Source organism: Arthrobacter sp. P1_B11 (genome assembly GCF_056406715.1).
In genome coordinates, this window is sequence record NZ_JBFTZQ010000027.1 from 1 (window position 1) to 17106 (window position 17106).

Annotated in this window: 18 protein-coding genes and 1 pseudogene; 13 read left to right on the forward strand and 6 right to left on the reverse strand. The window is 64.3% G+C overall.

The features are described 5' to 3' along the window. The 6 genes and pseudogenes from AC1D14_RS17935 to AC1D14_RS17960 form a co-directional block, all read left to right on the forward strand. Positions 1-186: pseudogene (locus tag AC1D14_RS17935) on the forward strand (hypothetical protein); the annotation flags it as partial. 67 nt (positions 187-253) lie between these two features. Further along, a complete protein-coding gene (locus AC1D14_RS17940; RefSeq protein ID WP_230121378.1) occupies positions 254-409 on the forward strand; it encodes a hypothetical protein in 156 nt (51 codons plus the stop codon). A 178-nt stretch (positions 410-587) separates the two neighbouring features. Then, the gene (locus AC1D14_RS17945; RefSeq protein WP_230121379.1) at positions 588-968 is read left to right on the forward strand and encodes a LuxR family transcriptional regulator; all 381 of its coding nucleotides are present in this window, start codon (positions 588-590) and stop codon (positions 966-968) included. A 221-nt stretch (positions 969-1189) separates the two neighbouring features. Beyond that, positions 1190-2245, forward strand: a complete 1056-nt coding sequence (locus AC1D14_RS17950; protein ID WP_230121380.1) for an iron-containing redox enzyme family protein — start codon at positions 1190-1192, stop codon at positions 2243-2245. After that, on the forward strand, positions 2242-3282 hold the full coding sequence (locus AC1D14_RS17955) for a glycosyltransferase family 2 protein (RefSeq protein WP_476968908.1): 1041 nt from the start codon (positions 2242-2244) through the stop codon (positions 3280-3282). The genes AC1D14_RS17950 and AC1D14_RS17955 overlap by 4 nt, the downstream gene beginning before the upstream one ends. Continuing rightward, entirely contained in the window at positions 3279-3524 is a 246-nt protein-coding gene (locus AC1D14_RS17960) for a CDGSH iron-sulfur domain-containing protein (protein WP_476881859.1), read from the forward strand. The genes AC1D14_RS17955 and AC1D14_RS17960 overlap by 4 nt, the downstream gene beginning before the upstream one ends. On the opposite strand, the gene AC1D14_RS17965 is transcribed toward AC1D14_RS17960, so the two are convergent. Next, on the reverse strand, positions 3475-4374 hold the full coding sequence (locus AC1D14_RS17965; RefSeq protein WP_230121383.1) for an LssY C-terminal domain-containing protein: 900 nt from the start codon (positions 4372-4374) through the stop codon (positions 3475-3477). The genes AC1D14_RS17960 and AC1D14_RS17965 overlap by 50 nt on opposite strands. A gap of 501 nt (positions 4375-4875) precedes the next feature. Between AC1D14_RS17965 and AC1D14_RS17970 the strand changes: the two genes are divergently transcribed. From AC1D14_RS17970 to AC1D14_RS17985, 4 genes are all read left to right on the forward strand, one after another. Next, positions 4876-5322, forward strand: coding sequence for a hypothetical protein (locus AC1D14_RS17970; RefSeq protein WP_230121384.1), 447 nt, complete (start codon positions 4876-4878; stop codon positions 5320-5322). 940 nt (positions 5323-6262) lie between these two features. Then, the gene (locus AC1D14_RS17975) at positions 6263-6955 is read left to right on the forward strand and encodes a histidine phosphatase family protein (protein WP_230121385.1); all 693 of its coding nucleotides are present in this window, start codon (positions 6263-6265) and stop codon (positions 6953-6955) included. A gap of 24 nt (positions 6956-6979) precedes the next feature. Continuing rightward, entirely contained in the window at positions 6980-7534 is a 555-nt protein-coding gene (locus AC1D14_RS17980; protein ID WP_476968909.1) for a DUF3090 domain-containing protein, read from the forward strand. Continuing rightward, positions 7534-8301 carry an SCO1664 family protein gene (locus AC1D14_RS17985; RefSeq protein ID WP_476968910.1) on the forward strand — a complete coding sequence of 256 codons (768 nt, stop codon included), beginning with the start codon at positions 7534-7536 and terminating at the stop codon, positions 8299-8301. The genes AC1D14_RS17980 and AC1D14_RS17985 overlap by 1 nt, the downstream gene beginning before the upstream one ends. A 360-nt stretch (positions 8302-8661) precedes the next feature. Here AC1D14_RS17985 and AC1D14_RS17990 read toward each other — a convergent pair whose 3' ends face one another. The 4 genes from AC1D14_RS17990 to AC1D14_RS18005 are packed head-to-tail and all read right to left on the reverse strand — an operon-like array spanning position 8662 to position 11775. Then, a complete protein-coding gene (locus tag AC1D14_RS17990; protein WP_230121388.1) occupies positions 8662-9036 on the reverse strand; it encodes a hypothetical protein in 375 nt (124 codons plus the stop codon). A 20-nt stretch (positions 9037-9056) separates the two neighbouring features. Further along, positions 9057-10661: a radical SAM protein gene (locus AC1D14_RS17995; RefSeq protein WP_230121389.1), complete on the reverse strand. Its 1605-nt coding sequence runs from the start codon at positions 10659-10661 to the stop codon at positions 9057-9059. Then, positions 10658-11020, reverse strand: a complete 363-nt coding sequence (locus AC1D14_RS18000; protein ID WP_476968911.1) for a hypothetical protein — start codon at positions 11018-11020, stop codon at positions 10658-10660. Before AC1D14_RS18000 ends, AC1D14_RS17995 begins: the two co-directional genes overlap by 4 nt. Further along, a complete protein-coding gene (locus AC1D14_RS18005) occupies positions 11017-11775 on the reverse strand; it encodes a prolipoprotein diacylglyceryl transferase (protein WP_230121464.1) in 759 nt (252 codons plus the stop codon). The genes AC1D14_RS18000 and AC1D14_RS18005 overlap by 4 nt, the downstream gene beginning before the upstream one ends. A gap of 917 nt (positions 11776-12692) precedes the next feature. On the opposite strand from AC1D14_RS18005, the gene AC1D14_RS18010 reads away from it, so the two are divergent. The 3 genes from AC1D14_RS18010 to AC1D14_RS18020 all read left to right on the forward strand — a co-directional run bounded on the left by AC1D14_RS18010 (position 12693) and on the right by AC1D14_RS18020 (position 15766). Then, a complete protein-coding gene (locus AC1D14_RS18010; RefSeq protein ID WP_476881868.1) occupies positions 12693-13691 on the forward strand; it encodes an NADP-dependent oxidoreductase in 999 nt (332 codons plus the stop codon). Positions 13692-13739: 48 nt separating this feature from the next. After that, entirely contained in the window at positions 13740-14606 is an 867-nt protein-coding gene (locus AC1D14_RS18015) for an alpha/beta fold hydrolase (RefSeq protein ID WP_476968912.1), read from the forward strand. Positions 14607-15163: 557 nt separating this feature from the next. After that, positions 15164-15766, forward strand: coding sequence for a TetR/AcrR family transcriptional regulator (locus AC1D14_RS18020; protein ID WP_230121461.1), 603 nt, complete (start codon positions 15164-15166; stop codon positions 15764-15766). 626 nt (positions 15767-16392) lie between these two features. On the opposite strand, the gene AC1D14_RS18025 is transcribed toward AC1D14_RS18020, so the two are convergent. Next, the gene (locus AC1D14_RS18025; protein WP_230121460.1) at positions 16393-17094 is read right to left on the reverse strand and encodes a GntR family transcriptional regulator; all 702 of its coding nucleotides are present in this window, start codon (positions 17092-17094) and stop codon (positions 16393-16395) included. Between the last annotated feature and the right edge of the window lie 12 nt (positions 17095-17106).

Below are 17106 nucleotides of genomic sequence, written 5' to 3' on the forward strand. Positions count from 1 at the left end.
GACGTCGTGCACCTGGGCGCCCAGTACATCCACTGCGGGGAACCCATGTCCCCCACCGATCCGGACCTGAGAAATTCCCACACACCACTCTCCACCCAGCCGCGGCCAGCAGACTTCCTCCGGGCCTACCTCCGGACCCGGGTACTGCGGTGCCGGTGCGGCTTCCAAATGGAAATACCGCACTAACCCCAGCCACCCGGACCCCAGCGACGCCAGCCCGGCCCAGCCCTTGCCGAACCAGAGACGAACATTCATGACGAACCACATCACACCACCCCCGGATCCCCCGGCGGCAGCCGGCCAGGAATGGACCCGAGTTGAAGACCTCGACCTGTCACCGCAGGGACTCGCCGATGCGCCGGCGAGCCGGGAGGACCCCGACAGCCTCGTCCATCCAGGCAACAGCTGAGCAGCCACGTCCACCGGAGCCCGGCGCCGCTGCACCTGCGCAAAACCTTCTCTCAGGCCGCCCTTAGACCGCATGCAGGAGCGACTTGAGGTCGCTTAGCACTTAATGCTAATCATGCTTACTATATTCACTGGGGCACGATGCTGACCCCGGTCGCCGGAACCCACCAGGAGGACTCATGCCCAGGATGTTTACCGCAGTCGCCATCGGACTGTTCCTCGCCGGAGGCGCAGTTGACCTCGCCGCACCTTCGCTGGCGGCTCCCTCCGAAGCGGCTGCGTCCAGTTCGACAGTTGATGCCCGGACCATGCCTGCTGTGCGGGTCCAGACGGAGACCACCGGCGCTCCGGACGCGGCCGGGACGCCTGCGCCCAGCGGGCAATCGTCGCCCTCTGCGACGCCGTCGGGAAACCCGGTAAACCCGGGCACCGGTGAGCCGGCCGAATCAGAGGCCACCAGAACGAATCTCGCGCCCTACGTGATCGGTGGAATCGCTTTGGTCACCCTCTTCGCGGCCTTCATCTGGTGGCGGCGCCGGCGCGGCAAGACCGTCGTCTGAGGTCCCCCGTTTCGCCCGGCCTCGTCTTCAGACATGACAGCCCGGCGAACTACGTCCCGGTCACCAGCGCCGACAACTGGCTGCACCCTCTTTTGAYCGTTGGCATGATCGCCTTGGCCGTGCTGCTCACCCGCGACGCCGGCCTTCGAACCTCGGCCGACCTGCCCCCACCCCCCTTCAACGTCCGCAGCCGCAACGGTTGAGGGCACCATAGGAGCACAATGAAGATCCCCGAACCGCGCGGACCCGTCACCGCCGGGCTGCTCAGCCTCCTTTCCGGCCATCCCGGGGCCGACCCGTCAGCACAGGCGCACTTGCACCAGCTGGTCACGGTGCAGTTGCCCCTCGTCGGGGACATCATCGAAGACGAGGACCTCCAGTTGGCCCTGTTCTGCCTCTACGAGCTGCACTACACGGGCCTGGACGGCGTGGATGACCGCTGGGAATGGAACCCCGACCTGATCCGGGTCCGCCATCTGCTCGAGGTACGGTTCGAAAATGCCTTGCGCTCCGCAGCGCACCAGCACGCCGAACACACCAGCCTGCCCCCGGCGGAAACAATGAGCAGCGATGATGTCGCCGCCGTCCTGTTCGAACTCGCCGCCCAGGGCGGCGGGCCAAGCGTGTCCCGCCATGTGGCCAAAAGGGCGGACCTTGAACAACTCCGCGAGTTCCTGATCCACAAGTCGGTGTATCAGCTGAAGGAAGCCGACCCGCACACCTGGGCCATTCCCCGCCTGAGCGGGCGGGCCAAGGCCGCGCTGGTGGAGATCCAGGCTGACGAATACGGTGGCGGCCGCCCGGACCGGATGCACAGTGTCCTGTTTGGCCGGACCATGCGGGGACTGGGCCTTAACGACCAATATGGCGGCTACGTGGACGCCGTTCCGGCGATCTCCCTGGCCTCGGTGAACGTGATGTCCCTGTTCGGTCTGAACCGCAGACTCCGCGGAGCCATCGCCGGGCATCTGGCGATCTACGAAATGACGTCCTCCCGGCCCAACCAGCTCTACGGTCAGGGGTTCCGGCGCCACGGATTCGGCCCAGACGTGACCTGGTACTTCGACGAGCACGTGGAAGCGGATGCGGTGCACGAGCAAATCGCCGGACGGGACCTCGCCGGCGGCCTGGTGGAGGCAGAACCGGGCCTCCTCGGGGACGTGCTCTTCGGCGCCACAGCCGTTCTTGCGATCGACGCCCGGCTCTCCTCCCTGATCATGGACGCTTGGGACAACGGCAGGTCCTCCCTGCGAGCCGCTGTCCCGGCCGGCCTGTGACGCTCCCCGAACCCCTGCGGGCCGAGTACATCCTTCCACTGCGCTGGGCGGAGGATTCCGGGCTGGACGAGCTGGTGCCTTATCTGGAGCAACTATGCTCGTGGATCCGGGTAACCGTCGTCGACGGATCAGCGGCGGATCTCTACGACTGCCACCAGGCGCGGTTCCCGGTAGCCGTCCGCCATATCCGGCCGGCGCCAGGCGCAGGCGGCAACGGCAAAGTCACGGCCGTACTGACAGCCGTGCGCCTCAGCTGCGCGGAGAGACTCGTGATCGCCGACGACGACGTCCGCTACACCTATGAGGGGCTCACGTCCGTACTCGGTGGTCTGGATCATGCGCACGTCGTGCGGCCGCAGAACTTTTTCAGCCCCCTGCCCTGGCACGCGTGCTGGGATACCGCCCGGACGCTGATCAACCGTGCCTTCGCCGACGACTTTCCAGGGACGCTGGCCGTCCGGCGTGACGCGCTGGTTGCTACCGGCGGATACAATGCCGTCCTCTTCGAAAACCTTGAGCTGATCCGGACCGTCACTGCCGCAGGCGGAGTGGAAAAGCGGATGCCTGCACTGTTCATTGCCCGCCGGCCTCCGGCGTCCCGGCACTTCCTGGAACAGCGGATCCGGCACGCTTACGACGGCTTCGCCCAGCCTCGCCGGCTCTGTGCGGAGCTAGCTTTGGTGCCTCTACTGGCTGCCSTGCTTGTCCAGCCGCCGCGCCTGGCTGTCCCCGCTATCCTGGGATCTGCCGTGGCTGCCGTGGCTCTGGCGGAAGTCGGGCGCAGACGGCACCGGGGCCGGTGCGTCTTTCCGGCCCGGACCGTCCTGTTCGCCCCGCTGTGGGTTGCCGAACGCGCCGTCTGCAGCTGGATCGCGCTGGCACTGCGGCTCGGAGGAGGCGTTCCTTACGCCGGGACCCGGCTCAAGACAGCCGCGCATTCCGTCACGGAGTTGCAGGTCAGGCACGGCGGCAAGATCCGCCTCGCATTCTCACCCGACCCTTCATTTCTTGCCCAACCCCAACGGGAGTACACATGAATCAGGACCAGCAGCAGTTTCCCGGCAACGGCTCGATCGTCCTCTGCCCCGACGGCCCCATCCTCGTCCGGGGCGACTTCGACATCGTCACCCCTTCAGGGGAACCAGCGCCGCGGCAACGGCGAACTGTGGCCCTGTGCCGGTGCGGGGCGTCCGCGATCAAGCCCTATTGCGACGGCACCCACAAGATGATCAAGTTCCGGACCGAGTCCCCAGCCGCTCCGGGGGATTCAGATCAATGATCGGAAGGTGGCCGTCGGTGCGGATGGAGTCACCGCCCCCGTTTCGGTGGTGATATCCGGTCGAGAAGTTCCTGATGACATGCACCGATTCGACCGCGTTGGCCGCCCGGAGGGTCTCAATGATGAAATCGCGCTCTTCGTCGGTGCGGTCAGCAATTTTGTGCGTGATCTGGAAGGTGAAGAGGGACAGACCGACACTTCTGTCGTAGGTGCCCGCACCCACCCAGTCCACTCCTATGCCTCCGGGCAGCATCCAGTCGTCAGGGCATCTCCAAAACCGGATGTGATGCCGTTTACGGGGGTTACCGTCGATCTCACGCTGAAAAGCGATGTCCTGCTTCTTTCCGAACACGTAGAGCGAACTGACCGGCGCGGCCGCATAGCTGCGCCCGACCACCGTTGATTCAAGGGTTCGCCAGGCAGTCGAGACAGTCAGGGGGTCGGCCTCGACCCATCCCGCCGTGATCATCGCCTGCCGCAACTCCCCTGCCGGGCCGATGACGGCGAGGTTGATGGGATCCCCGAGCACGCCGTCGCCGGTCCGTGCGCGGCCGATGAAGTAGTCCGGAATGTATAGGCTGCTTAGGATCCTGTGGACGCGCGGCAAGAGGGCGTACGCCAAGATCAGCCAGACAGGCAGGAACACCCACACCTGCTCGGGCCCGCGCGCCAGGCGTGCCAGTAGGAAGTAGTAGACCGCCCACCCCACCGCCCCCGTAACCGCCACGTAGAACAATCGCTGCGCCACAGCCAGGACAGTGGCCCAGCGGCTCTGCCTGCGCTCCCGACGGCTGTCAGCCCGGGCATGGTTCGGTTCAGCCGGAACAGCCCGGGAATCCCCACCTGACATCACAGCGCAGTCCTTTCCATGGCGATCGCCCCACAGCCCAAGGTCATCCCTCGCACGAAATTGTCCACCGTCAGACCGCCTCAGACGAAAAACCCAGAATAGGCGAGAAAAGACTCCATGTGGCGACTGATTCACCGGTGACGGCTCTGCCCTTCAAGCCGACGTAACGCCGGCTGCCGCCAGCCGGAACTGGCGCTCCATCTAGGATCCACGAAGCCCGCGGCGGGAGTCGAGCACGTCGATCCGCCCGTCACTTTCACGTATCCGGCTCCTTTTCAGGGTGAGGTCCCCGATACGGCAGCCACGTGCCTCATACGAGATCCTCAGCAGACAAGCCGTTGACGGAATGTAGCCACCAAACATTGCCGCCCTCGGCACCTTTTCCCATCCACGTCGGAATCTGCTCCGAACAACTCATGTCACTGGCCCGATCTGACACTGCCGAAGCGCGTGGCAGCTGACGTGAAACCGGGACCGATGTAACTACTGAAAAGAGCGCAAATGACCTCCCCTTCGCACTTCGACCGGTTCCTCTCCGAAGCCATCGCCGTCGACCGGGAAGCAGGAGCAGGGCTTGGGCCGGACGCACTGTACGGCCTCTACACCAGTTGGTGCCTGATGACTGATGCCCACACTGCAACCGCGAGAGCGCTCTTCAAAGCGCTTAAGGACCGGCACGGCATCAGTTCCTCGAACAACGGCCTAGCCATGACAGGTCCCGCCGCGCGCAACTACATTCTGGCCAGCGCACCGAATGTCATCTGGGGCGACACCGGAACCACGTTCCCAGGAAACGTGCGGAGCAACGCCAAGGCGGGGCATGATCGTCATCGCCGACGGACGCCAGATGAAGGCGCGAGGGCTGAACATCGCAGGGACGCAACCGGTGAGCGCACCTTGGGTAATGCCCGTCTCCTTCCGAACGATGGGTCCTGGCGTCGCTACTGATTGTCATTCCCCTCCTGATCGCCGGCTGGTTCTCCGCCCGAAAGGGGATCTACGCCGCCGCCCTTGAACGGCGGGGCTGCACCGGCAGCTTCCCGGTCGTAGCCAACCGGCCGGAACGCCAGGGCCACTGGTTCTTCCCCTCCGCCTATTGCACAGCGGGACGGGCAGGCAACCGCCGCCCGTCCCGCCCCTGCATCAAACATACGGAATCCGGGCCAGTCCAGCACCGGTACGGCCCAGTCCGTGACCCAAAGTGTCAACACTGTCCACAGCCTTATTCTCCCCCCCCAAACAGCCGCACCCCGCATCGACAGGGTGCGGCGCTTCTTTGCCTAGAAACACTTGATCCTGCTGGAGAAGTTCAACCGCGGCTGCGACCAAGTCCCGCCCCCGCCCGTTGCCGACTCCCGGGCACGCCGCACGGCACGCTCAGCCACTAGTGGCCGAATACGTAGAGTGGGTCAACCACCGATGTCTCCACGGCGAGATTGGCCATATCCCGCCAGTCGAATACGAGCAGCTCCACGCGGGCCACCCTGCCCAGGGGCTGCTCTCAATTTCCAACTAAAAACGTCTCCACAAAAGCCGGGGCTTTTACAAAGAGTGCCGTGCCCTGGTTCTGGGCGCACAGCGCGGGGTAGGTGTGGTCCATCACAACCGATGGCACACGACCCGCTCTGAGATGGCGGGAACTTCTGGATCCGACGCGGAGCGGGCACAGGACGTCCTCCATGCGGGGGTCGACTTCGGCCGGGGTTCTGGCCGCCGGTTTCCGGTTTTGCTGCGTCGTCCATTAGCTGGTCAATGCGTGCCGAGTCCGTCTGGGCGGGTTTGAGCCCGTCGGCGTGCTTGAAGTGTTCCGCCAGTGCTTTATCTGCCTGTTCTACCCGCGACCCGGTACGGTTCACACCGCCATCGAGCGGGTGGTTAGGCTGGGGGGATGGCAACAGTTATTCTCGTGCGGCACGGTCGCACCACAGCCAATGCCACTGGGCTGCTGGCCGGCCGGGCCGTCGGCGTCAGCCTGGACGAGATCGGGCGCGACCAGGCGGCTCTGACCGGAGACCGGCTCGCGGCCGTGCCCGTGGTCGGGGTGGTGTCGAGCCCCCTTGAGCGTTGTCAGCAGACCGCCCAGCTTATCCTCGATCGCCAGGCTGGCACGCCGTACGCGCCGGCCGATCCCGATCTCACCGAGTGCGATTACGGCCAGTGGCAGGGCCGCACGCTCAGTGATCTCGCGACCGAGGATTTGTGGCCGGTTGTGCAGTCGCAACCGTCCGCCGTCGTCTTTCCCCGCGGTGAATCCATGGCCGCGATGCAGGCTCGGTCGGTGGCAGCGATTCGACGCCACGATGCAGCCTTCGAAGCCGAGTACGGGCCAGGGGCCGTGTGGGTGGCGGTAAGTCACGGTGACATCATCAAGTCAATCCTCGCCGACGCGCTCGGCATGCACCTTGACCTGTTCCAGCGTATTAACGTGGGCCCCGCCTCCGTATCGATCGTGCGCTACGGCGCTAGTCGGCCGAGCGTCTACGCGACCAACACCGATGCGGGTGATCTGTCGTGGCTGTCGAACGGCACCCACTCCGGCGACGCGCCGGTGGGCGGCGGTGCAGGGCAAAAGGCACCATGAACCTCATGTGCCTAAAATACTGACATGCCTACACGTGTTCACGAGTTTGCCTGGCCCGATCGGGTCGTCGTCGGCACGATTGGCCTCCCGGGGGCGCGCACGTTCTACCTTCAGGTACGCGCAGGGACGCAGATCGTGAGTATTGCCCTGGAGAAGCAGCAGTCGGCTCTGCTCGCGGAGAAGATCGACGAAATTCTCGACCAGCTCATCACGGTCCACGGCAACCCCTTCAGCGTTCCCACGAGTACTCCCATTGAACTTGTCGACAACGACCAGCTCGAGGCCGTTCAGGAGCAGTTTCGCACCGGCGCCATGAGCTTAGGTTGGGACCCAACCACGGCCCAGGTCGTAATAGAGGCCTACCCCATCGCCGATGTCGATGCTGATGACAACGACACATCGCTTGATGAGGACGGCGCTAACGAGCCCGAAATGCTGGTGGTGCGAATGCCCGTCGGCACCGCCCGCGCATTTGCCAAGCGCACCCGTGAGATCGTGGTCGCGGGGCGTCCGACGTGCTCGCTCTGCGGTTACCCCATAGACGCCGACGGGCACATCTGCACCCTTCCCGAGGTCTGATGCCAGCGCCGGACCTAGTGACCGCCGAGCTGACGCTCACCGGCCGGATCACGACGGCTTCAAACGCTACATTTTTGGGCAGCATCGGCGACGTGGTGGTCGTCTACAAGCCGATAGCAGGCGAAAGTCCGCTGTGGGATTTTCCCCACGGCACCCTGGCTCACCGGGAGGTGGCCGCCTACCTGGTCTCGCAGGCCTTCAGCTGGGACGTCGTGCCGCACACCTGGCTGCGCGATGGTCCGATGGGCGAAGGAATGGTGCAGCTCTGGCAGGAGCAAGACCCCGCCCAATGCGCCGTGAACCTGGTCGCGGCGGACCACGTGCCGGAGACGGGCTGGAAGCACGTTCTCGAAGGACGAGATGAGAACGGACGGATGGTCGCCCTCGTTCACGAAGACTCGCCAGCGCTCAGACGCATGGCGGTGTTCGACATGGTCGTCAACAACGCCGACCGCAAAGGCGACCACATTCTTGCCATGACGGACGGACACCGGCACGGCGTGGACCATGGGCTCACCTTTCACCGTGACCACAAGCTGCGCACGGTGCTGTGGGGATGGCTGGGCGACGCTCTGACCGCCGAGGAACGCGACGGCATCGATCGTGTCAGCGAAGGACTGCACGGTGGGCTGGGCCGAAACCTGGCGCACTTGCTCAGCGCCGAAGAAATTGCAACGCTCGCCGCGCGCTGCGCCCGGTTGCGCTTGGCAGGGAGGTTTCCGGCTCCGAGCGGTGAGATGTCGGCGGTGCCCTGGCCGCTGTTCTAAGGGAACGACGGCTACGGGCTTCGCAGGCTGTGTCACGTTGATGGCATGGATCTAAAGGTAGCGACGGAGCTCATCATCCCTGAGACCGGAGAATTGTTGGCACAGCGAGCCGGACAGCTCGAAATCAACAGCCGCACAGTACACAGGACGCTTCAGAAATGCATCTGGGCGGGCGCGATGACCAAGGACTCCGGAAGTTCTCTTGGTCGCCACCCCGACCTGGAGCACCGACTGGCTACAGGAGTGGGTCAGCAGCTATCGTGAGGACAAGATCCGGGGTTGAAACTGAAGGCATGCCGTGGACAGCAGGGTGGGAATGAGCAGGAGCCGAAATTATGGCTCGCTGTGCCGGCGGGGCGTCTACGAGCCGAAAAGTTGAACTGCCAGCGAATATATCCCCCACAACCCAGCCGCCAACAGGACGCCCAGGTAGGCCAAGACCAGCCTCGTATCGCCGAGGTAACAGTTCGATTTCGTCAGGCCCCTCCGTCGCGCTTTCCAATAGCCTGCGAATCCGACTGCAGCGAACACGGCCACTGCCACCGGACCGGCTGCCCAGCCGAGCAGGGCAACGGTCGCGAAGATGCAGAGCCGCAGCGGATCGACGGGCGGCGGGGACTGCGGATCCGTTTCAGGGTCAGGCCTGTGTCCGTCCCGGCCTGCGTGCTTGGAGCGCACCAGCTGCGACGGCAATGGTCCGGCTGCAATACGCCGGGCATCAGAAGCAGAACTCATCATTCCTCCCTATCGCTGACTCAGACCTGGCGGACGGGGAGAAGCCGCGTGCCCGTGGCTGTGCTCATACGTTGCCTTGCCAAGGCCGGCCACGCCTGAACAGCGCAGAACGGAGCGCACTGGTGATCGCCGGCGTCACTCTTCGTGCCCACATGAACGCAGCATTGCGTAAGCCGTTCCTCGATCATGGTCGAGATGTCCATGAAGGGCTTGACCATGATGCGGGTGACCCGTTCGGCGAGGAGTCGACGCAGCCGCTGTTGCTGCCCTGGAAGCTTGCCGGCAGCCAGTGTGGTGAGCGTGCCGATGCCGAGGTCGCACTGGGTGCAGATGTTCTTCCAAAGATCCATTGTCCGCGGGTGGGACAGCGAGGACTGCTCGCTCAGCAGGTCCAGCAGGGAGGACTTCATCAGGTTGCGCAGTTCGAGCGGGATCGCGCTGTCGGCGATGCGGTTGGCGATGCTGTCAGGATTGAGTTCCAGCCAGGCGAGCAGTTGATCGTGCCCGATGAGGGCTGTCAGCGAACGCCAGATCCCTGAGTCGTCCTTCAGCATGTAGCCCACAGACGCGCAGTGCGGATGTGAGCACGGGAGTGCTGTCAGGTCGTGCCATGAGACCACCCCTCCGGTCTGCTCCGCGAGCCTATCGAGTACCCCCGTATGGGTGAGTCTGTCCAGGGGGTCGATGCCGTGCCCCCGGCCGGAACCGAACACCGGCTGAAGCGCAACCCCGCCCACGAACGGGGTTTCCAAAGCCCTCATGACGACGGCGCCCACCTCACCGTCGTTGACGCCCAGTGTCGCTGTCATCGTCAGGGTGGTGAAAACACCTGCCTCGGACAGGCGCGCGATGGCCATGTCCTTGAAGCGGGTCAGGTCTCCCCCTCGGTGGTGGATGGATGCTCCTTTGGACGGGCCGTCGTATTGGAGGTACACCTCTACGCGGTCCCGGTGCCTGGCCAGCAGTGCGAGCAGTTCGTCGTCGGTCGCTATCAGGATGCCGTTGCTGTTCACCATGATCCGGACGATCGGCCGAGCGACGAGCTCATCCAGAAGTTCGCCCAGATGGGGATAAAGCGTCGGCTCGCCGCCGGAGAGCATCAGCACGTCCAGCCGCCCGTTTTCGCGGGAAAGCCGGGTGTCGATATTCGCCAGCACCTCGCTGAGCGGCGCCACTCCCTGCAGCTGGGGGCCGGAGGCAGTGAAGCAGGTGGGGCAGCGCAGGTTGCAGTGCTCGATGATGTCCTGCAGGAGGATACACGTGTGCTGCGTCTGCATGGCGGGCAGCCCGTAGGCGTAAGCCTCCGGTACCTGGCGGTAATTGCCGGCCTGGTCCGGGATGTGTTGCTTAGTCGGCGCCTGCCACTTCTCCAGGTAGCGCAGAATTTCCGGAGACTCGTCGTACAACGTGCTGACGAGTCCGTGATCCGGGCAGCCGCGTTCGAGCCAGACCCGGTCGTCGCGGATCACCAGAGCGCCGGAGAGGCGCCGCACCTGCGCGAGCGGGGGGTTTGTCTCGTGGCAGGCGGGACAGAAGGCTGTGACGTACCGGTGGATGCGGTCCCCGCGCAGCGGCTGGCCGGGACCGGGCAGCGCCTGCCGGGAAGAGAACGAGGACGGATTCATCTCAGGCCTCTCATCTGCGCGAGGCTTCCGACGCAGATCCCACCGCCGAGGAGGGTGAAGATCCCCAGGCCAATAAGCAGCCCCGCACCCAACCGGGAGGTGCGTGGCCGGACCGCCAGCACAACGGCTACCGCCAGATACGCAGCGATAGGTATGAACGCTGCAGGCCCAGCGAGGAACGTCTTGTACCCTTCATCCGGAGCGATACCCCTTGTTGTCCCGAAGTAAAGGGCATAAAGGGCAGGAGCTCCCAACAGGATTCCGAGCCCCATGGAGCCGCGTCTTGGTTCAGAGGGCGGCTCCTCTTGCTGGGGCGGTGGGGGCGGGTTCCGGGGAACGTCGGGGTTGTCCTCGCTCATGCCACTTTTCCTTCCAACTTCGGGCGGAGTGGTTTACCGAAGACCCGCAGCATCCGCCAGAACAGCAGGGGAAGAATCACCAGGAGGAACCATTGGGGCCGGCTCATCCCCAGCCAGAGCACCTCGTTGCCTCGGACGAATTCGACTCCGAACCGGAACAAGGCGTAGGAAGTCACGTAGCAGATGAAGAGGTCGCCAGGACCAGGCAAACGGTCCCGATAACGCCACATGAGCGCGAATGCGGCCGCATGGAACACGATTTCATAGGCAAAGGACGGGTGGAGCCCTACCCCGGGCGGTCCGCCCAACATCGCAGCCTGCCCGGGCGTGAGCGTTATCCCCCATGCACCCCCGGTAGGGGTGCCGGGCAGTTCCGTAAGGAGGCAGCCCACCCGCCCGATGACCAGCGCCAATGCGACCGCGGGCGCAAGCAAATCACCGGTGGATTCGCGGTAACCTGTCAGCCGTTTACCCAGATGGACGCCCAGCCACGCGCCCACAAGGCCCGCGAGGATGCTGCGGTCGCCGTTGCCCCACCAGTCCGCCAAGGAGACCTGCCGGGAAACATCCCATGTGAGGACCCTTGAGCCGATGGCCCCGAAGGCGATAGCGAAACCGGCAATGGGCCACAACCGCGGGTCGGACAGGCCGCGCCGGCGCTTCTCAAAGGCGTAGAACAGCAAGGCTGCGAGGATTCCCAGCCCTAACAGGCCGGCGTGCACCAGCCCGTCTCCCGCGAAGGGAAGCCCGATCATGAGCAGAGTGTAGCAGTGAGCATTCCTGCCCTCCGGTCTTATATTTGGACGTTCACGGGAATTGCATATGGACGTGGAGCCGCCACGCGGCTTCAGAGATGAACCGCTGATAGACGGGTACAGGGTGAACGTGCTAGCGGAGCCCTAGTTCTTGAAGTTAGGGCACGGGATTGTGCACCAATGGCATCTTTGCCTTGGGCTGGGACAGGACGAGCACTCAACGCCGCAGTCCAGCCTGCGCTTCCCCGCTCGGTGAGAAGCCGAGGTCACTATTTGGCGGTGTATCCCACGCCTCGTGCATAACTATTTCGGACACTCAGTACCGACCACTTGGGCTGGCTGGGACAGCGCGCCAATCGTTACTCAAGTCCATGACCACGGTGCTTCCGAACCCCGGATCAGCGAACTGGCATGGGCGGCTGCGAACAAGGGAGGACCACGATTACCCCGCTTCGAACGCGCAGAACGCGCGCGCTTCGCGGCTCACTCGTACTCGCAACCAATGGGCTATCGTCTCGAGAGGCGGGTGCCCGGCACGCCCGCAGCTTACGAGGGCCATAGCGATGCGCCCCAACCTGTGTGCCCGTGCAGGAACTTCCAAGCCTGGGGCGCCAGCCGCTTCAATCACCCGCCGAGAGGACCAGAACCACAGACCCGAGGAACTCGAGGAACTCCGGCCCTTCCCGTGCTACGAGAGGGTTCCCCGTGGCATTGGCATGCAGCGTCGGCTGGGACACTTCCCCTTGACAAATATCTGAGTAAAATCATAATTGAGGTGAATCAGAATTGAGTATGGTCCATCTCGTGCCGCCGCTAGGACAATGTGCCCGGCGCGACCGGATGGCGCCCCCGAGAGATTGCCTGCATCACCGGCAGCAACTACTAACCAACACCCGTCATAGAAGGGACATCACGGCATGCGAGCGTTCGTCGTCACCAAGTACAGGGAGCCGCTGCGCGAAGCGGAGGTCGCTGAGCCGACCGTCGGCGAACGCGACGTGCTCGTGCAGGTTCAAGCAGCCGGCCTGAACCAGTTGGACGAGAAGATCCGGCTGGGTGAGTTCAAGCAGATCCTCCCCTACAAGCTCCAGCTGATCCTCGGCAACGACGTAGCCGGCACCGTCCTCCAGGTCGGGGAAAAGGTGCGCGGGTTCAAGCCCGGTGATGAGGTCTACGGCCGCCCCGACAAGGACCGCATCGGCACGTTCGCCGAGCGCATCGCCGTCGCCGAGGAAGACCTCGCACTGAAGCCCGCATCGGCCAGCATGGAGGAAGCCGGCTCGCTGCCGCTTGTGGCGCTTACCGCATGGCAGGCCCTCGTCGAGCAGGGCAACGTGCGCCCCGGGCACAAGGTTCTCATTCACGCCGGCGCCGGCGGGGTCGGCTCGATCGCCATCCAGCTCGCCAAGCACCTCGGCGCGACCGTTGCAACCACCGCGAGCAGCTCCAACGCCGGCTTCCTGCGGGACCTCGGGGCGGACATCGTGATCGACTACCGCACCCAGGACTTTGAGCAGCTCCTCAGCGGATACGACCTGGTGCTGGACAGCCTCGGCGGGGAAAACCTGCAGAAGTCACTGCGCATCCTCAGGCCCGGTGGCAAAGCGATTGGGATCTCCGGCCCGCCTGATCCGGCGTTCGCCCGCAAAGCCGGCCTGAGTCCTGTGCTGCGTCTGGCGATCACCGGGCTCAGTAGCAAGATTCGGCGGCAGGCGAGGAAGCTCGGCGTCAGCTATGAGTTCCTCTTCATGCGTGCCAGCGGCGACCAACTGCGCCAGATCAGCGCCCTGGTCGACGACGGCGTGCTGCACCCCATCGTAGGGAAGGTCTTCACCTTCGACCAGGCCCCACAAGCGCTGCAGTCCCTGGCCGCGGGCGGCATCCGCGGCAAAGCAGTACTCACGGTCACCGACTGACCCGCCGCCAGCCATTCATCCCGCAGACCATCCAGGAGAACAACCGTCATGGGCAACACCGACACCCCGAAGGAATTCGTCGTCACCTCGTACGCGAAAGCACCTGCCAACGCCATCACAGCCGGAGGTGTCACCTACGCCTACCGCGAGCTGGGGCCAAAGGGCGGCATCCCCGTCGTGTTCCTCGTGCACCTCGCTGCCACAATGGATAACTGGGATCCCCGCATCATCGACCCCATTGCGAAGAACCGCCACGTCATCACCTTCGACCAGCCCGGTGTCGGCGCCTCAACCGGACGGGTTCCCGACAGTATCGAGGCAATGGCCGGAGACGCCTACACCTTCATCCAGGCCCTCGGGTTCGACAAAATCGACGTCTTCTCCTTCTCACTGGGAGGCATGATCGCCCAGGACCTGGCCCTCAAGCATCCCGACCTCGTCCGCAAGCTCGTGCTGACCGGAACCGGCCCGCGGGGAGGCAAAGACATCGACAAGGTCGTCGGCACCACCTACTGGGACATACTCCGCGCAACGCTGACACGGTCGGACCCCAAGGAATTCCTGTTCTTCAACCGCAACACCACCGGCAAACCCGCCGCGAAAGCGTTCATCAAGCGTCTTCAGGAGCGCACCGTCGACCGTGACAAGCCGATCAGCACCCGTGCATTCCAGACGCAGCTGAAGGCAATCCAGAAGTTCGGCCGCTCCGCCCCGTCGGACCTGTCCACGCTCACRCACCCCACCCTCATCGCCAACGGCGACAACGACCGCATGGTGCCATCCGTTCTCTCAGAGGACCTGCACCGGCGCATCAAGGAATCCCAGCTGATCATCTACCCCGACTCCGGCCACGGCGGCATCTTCCAGTACCACGCCAAGTTCGCCCCCGCCGCCGTCGAATTCCTCGCCCCCTGACCTTCACGCTCGCGACCAGAAGGCACCAACGGGCACCTCACCGTCAACCACGCAACCGCATGTGATAAGACACTTCACTTCCTCGATCCTGCTGTGGGTGCGCACCGACCAGTCCCGCCAAACCGGCATGGACTGCTGGAAGGGCCCGCACTCCGGCATCATCGCCGCCACCCCAGGCCTGTCGGAATACCGGCAGATCCACCTAGCCGAACACAACCCAGCCTGCGGCCCGCCACCACCGGGGCGGAGACCGCTATCCCGGATGACCGGAAGATCGACGGCATCGCGGAAGTCACCTTCCAATCCGCCGCTCTCCCCCTGGGGTTCGCCGACAGAGCGGCCCGCGACGCCTTCCGGTTGAGATGCTTTCCCGCCAGCTGACGCCGCTGGCCTCCGCGATCCACGCCTACGACGTCGACGCCGCCCTCACCTATGTCAGGCAGGGCCAGGCCCTCCCCCACTACGAAGAGTAGAGACGCCGCAAGAGGGACTCGGGCTCCCCGGGATCGTTATACTCATTACTGAGTCCAGTCAGTTTACATCCGGAGGAACCCTCAATGCCTGTCGCGTCCCAGCCGCTCGGACGGCGCGAGCGGAACAAGCAGCAGAAGCTCGATCGCATCACTGCCGCAGCCAGCGAGCTGTTCGCGGAGCACGGGGTCGAGGAGGTCACAACCCAGCAAATCGCCGATAAGGCCGACATCGGCACCGGAACCCTGTTCCTCTACGCCAAAACCAAAGGAGAACTGCTCCTGCTCGTACAGAACGCCCACTACGCCGAAGCGCTCGAGCGGGGCGGGACTCATGCTCAAGCCATCCCGGATGTGCTGGATGCAGTGACGGCCATTGTGCGGCCGATCGTTGAGTGCAACCGAACCCAGGTAGACAACGGGCGCACCTACCTGCGGGAGATGGTCTTCGGCGACCCGACGGAGCCACACCACAGCGAGGCCCTCTCCATCGTCGCGCAGACCGAGGAGGCCATCGCTGCAGTCCTGGGCAGGGAGGAGCTCGCCGGTGCCGGTGATGCCGCAACGACGGCACGCATTGTCTCGGCGATCATGTTTGTCAGCATGGCAGCAAGCGTGAACGCTGCCTTGAGTGCCGAGGCGATCGTGCAGGACATCAGGACCCAGATCAGCCTGCTCGTGCGCCGCTGACGCCTCCGGCAAGAACTTCGACGAGGTCCAATGTCCAGGGCACGCCCCGTGCACTTTGTACGCTGAATAATCCGATCCCTGTGCCGCCCGGCTACCACTGTAGGGGCGGCGGAACCGAACTCGGACTGAGCCGGGCAACAATATAAAGGAAGCTGTCCCGACTCGGCATCACGGTGCACAAGTAATGCCAGAGTTTGGGCAGGGTGGCGAAGGTCCGTTATCGGCGTTGGATTTGCCAAAGGGAGAGCCCAGCGCAGCAAGGAGATGTTTCCCCTTGTTCTGGTCAGATCGCAGAAGTTACCAGCCAACAACCGATGAAGCTCAGACCGCTTACCCTGCAGTTTCATCGCTGGTGTGTTGTTCATACACCACTGTTACCGTGACCAGGTCCTGCCAAGCCATTCCCACACCCTTGAATACACAGGGCCGGCCCAGGGTTCGGGTCAGTTGGCCCTTTAACAGTTCGCGGAGGTTCAGTGGCTTGATCTCCTGCCATTCCTCCACGCTGCGTGCCGGAATGAGGTCTCCGGCTTCCCGCCAGGCCGAGGCTCTGCCTTATAACCGGTGCGGGACAAGCGCCGCCGACAGCTACCGGTTCTTGACGATCGGAGGGAAATCGGCGGATACTAGGCGGTTTTCTCCATGGCTGGCGACTGTACGCTTTCGCGTTGCTCCAAAGCTCCGGTCACCGAGGCTGTGAGGCTGTTGGCGATATGGGTGCGTGCGAGCTCGGCCGCGCCGGCGCCGTCCCCGGCAATGATGAGCTCGAGTATCTGATGGTGCTGGTCCAGGTCGATGGTGCGGGGCTCATCCCCGGAGGGGAGCTCGAGGCCGATGCGGCGGTAGCGGTCGGATTTGTCCCACAGGTCATCCAGGAGCTTGATCATTACGTCGTTGTGCGAGGCGGCGTAGACGGCCCGGTGGAATTCCCGGTGCACTGTTATCGCGTCCTCGCCCCACACCCGGGTGACCGGCAGGAGCTTCTCGGCCGCTGTGCGCATTGCCGCGATATCTGCGTCCGTGCGGCGGGAGGCTGCCAATTCAGTTGCTGATGGTTCAAGTGAGAGACGGACTTCAAGGAGTTCGCGCGCTTCGGAGGCGCTCATGTCGGCCACACGGGAGTCGCGGTGGGTGTCCATGATGATCAGGCTCTCGCTCGCGAGTCGGCGGATCGCTTCACGCAGGGGGGTGATGCTCATTTGCATGTTCTCCGCCAGTTCGTACTGGGAGATGCGCGAGCCAGGGGCAAGGCCACCGGAGAGGATCAGCTGGCGGAGTTCGCTGTACGCCAGACTGCCCTTACTGGAAAAGACGTTCGTGGTGCCCATCTGCTGCTCCGA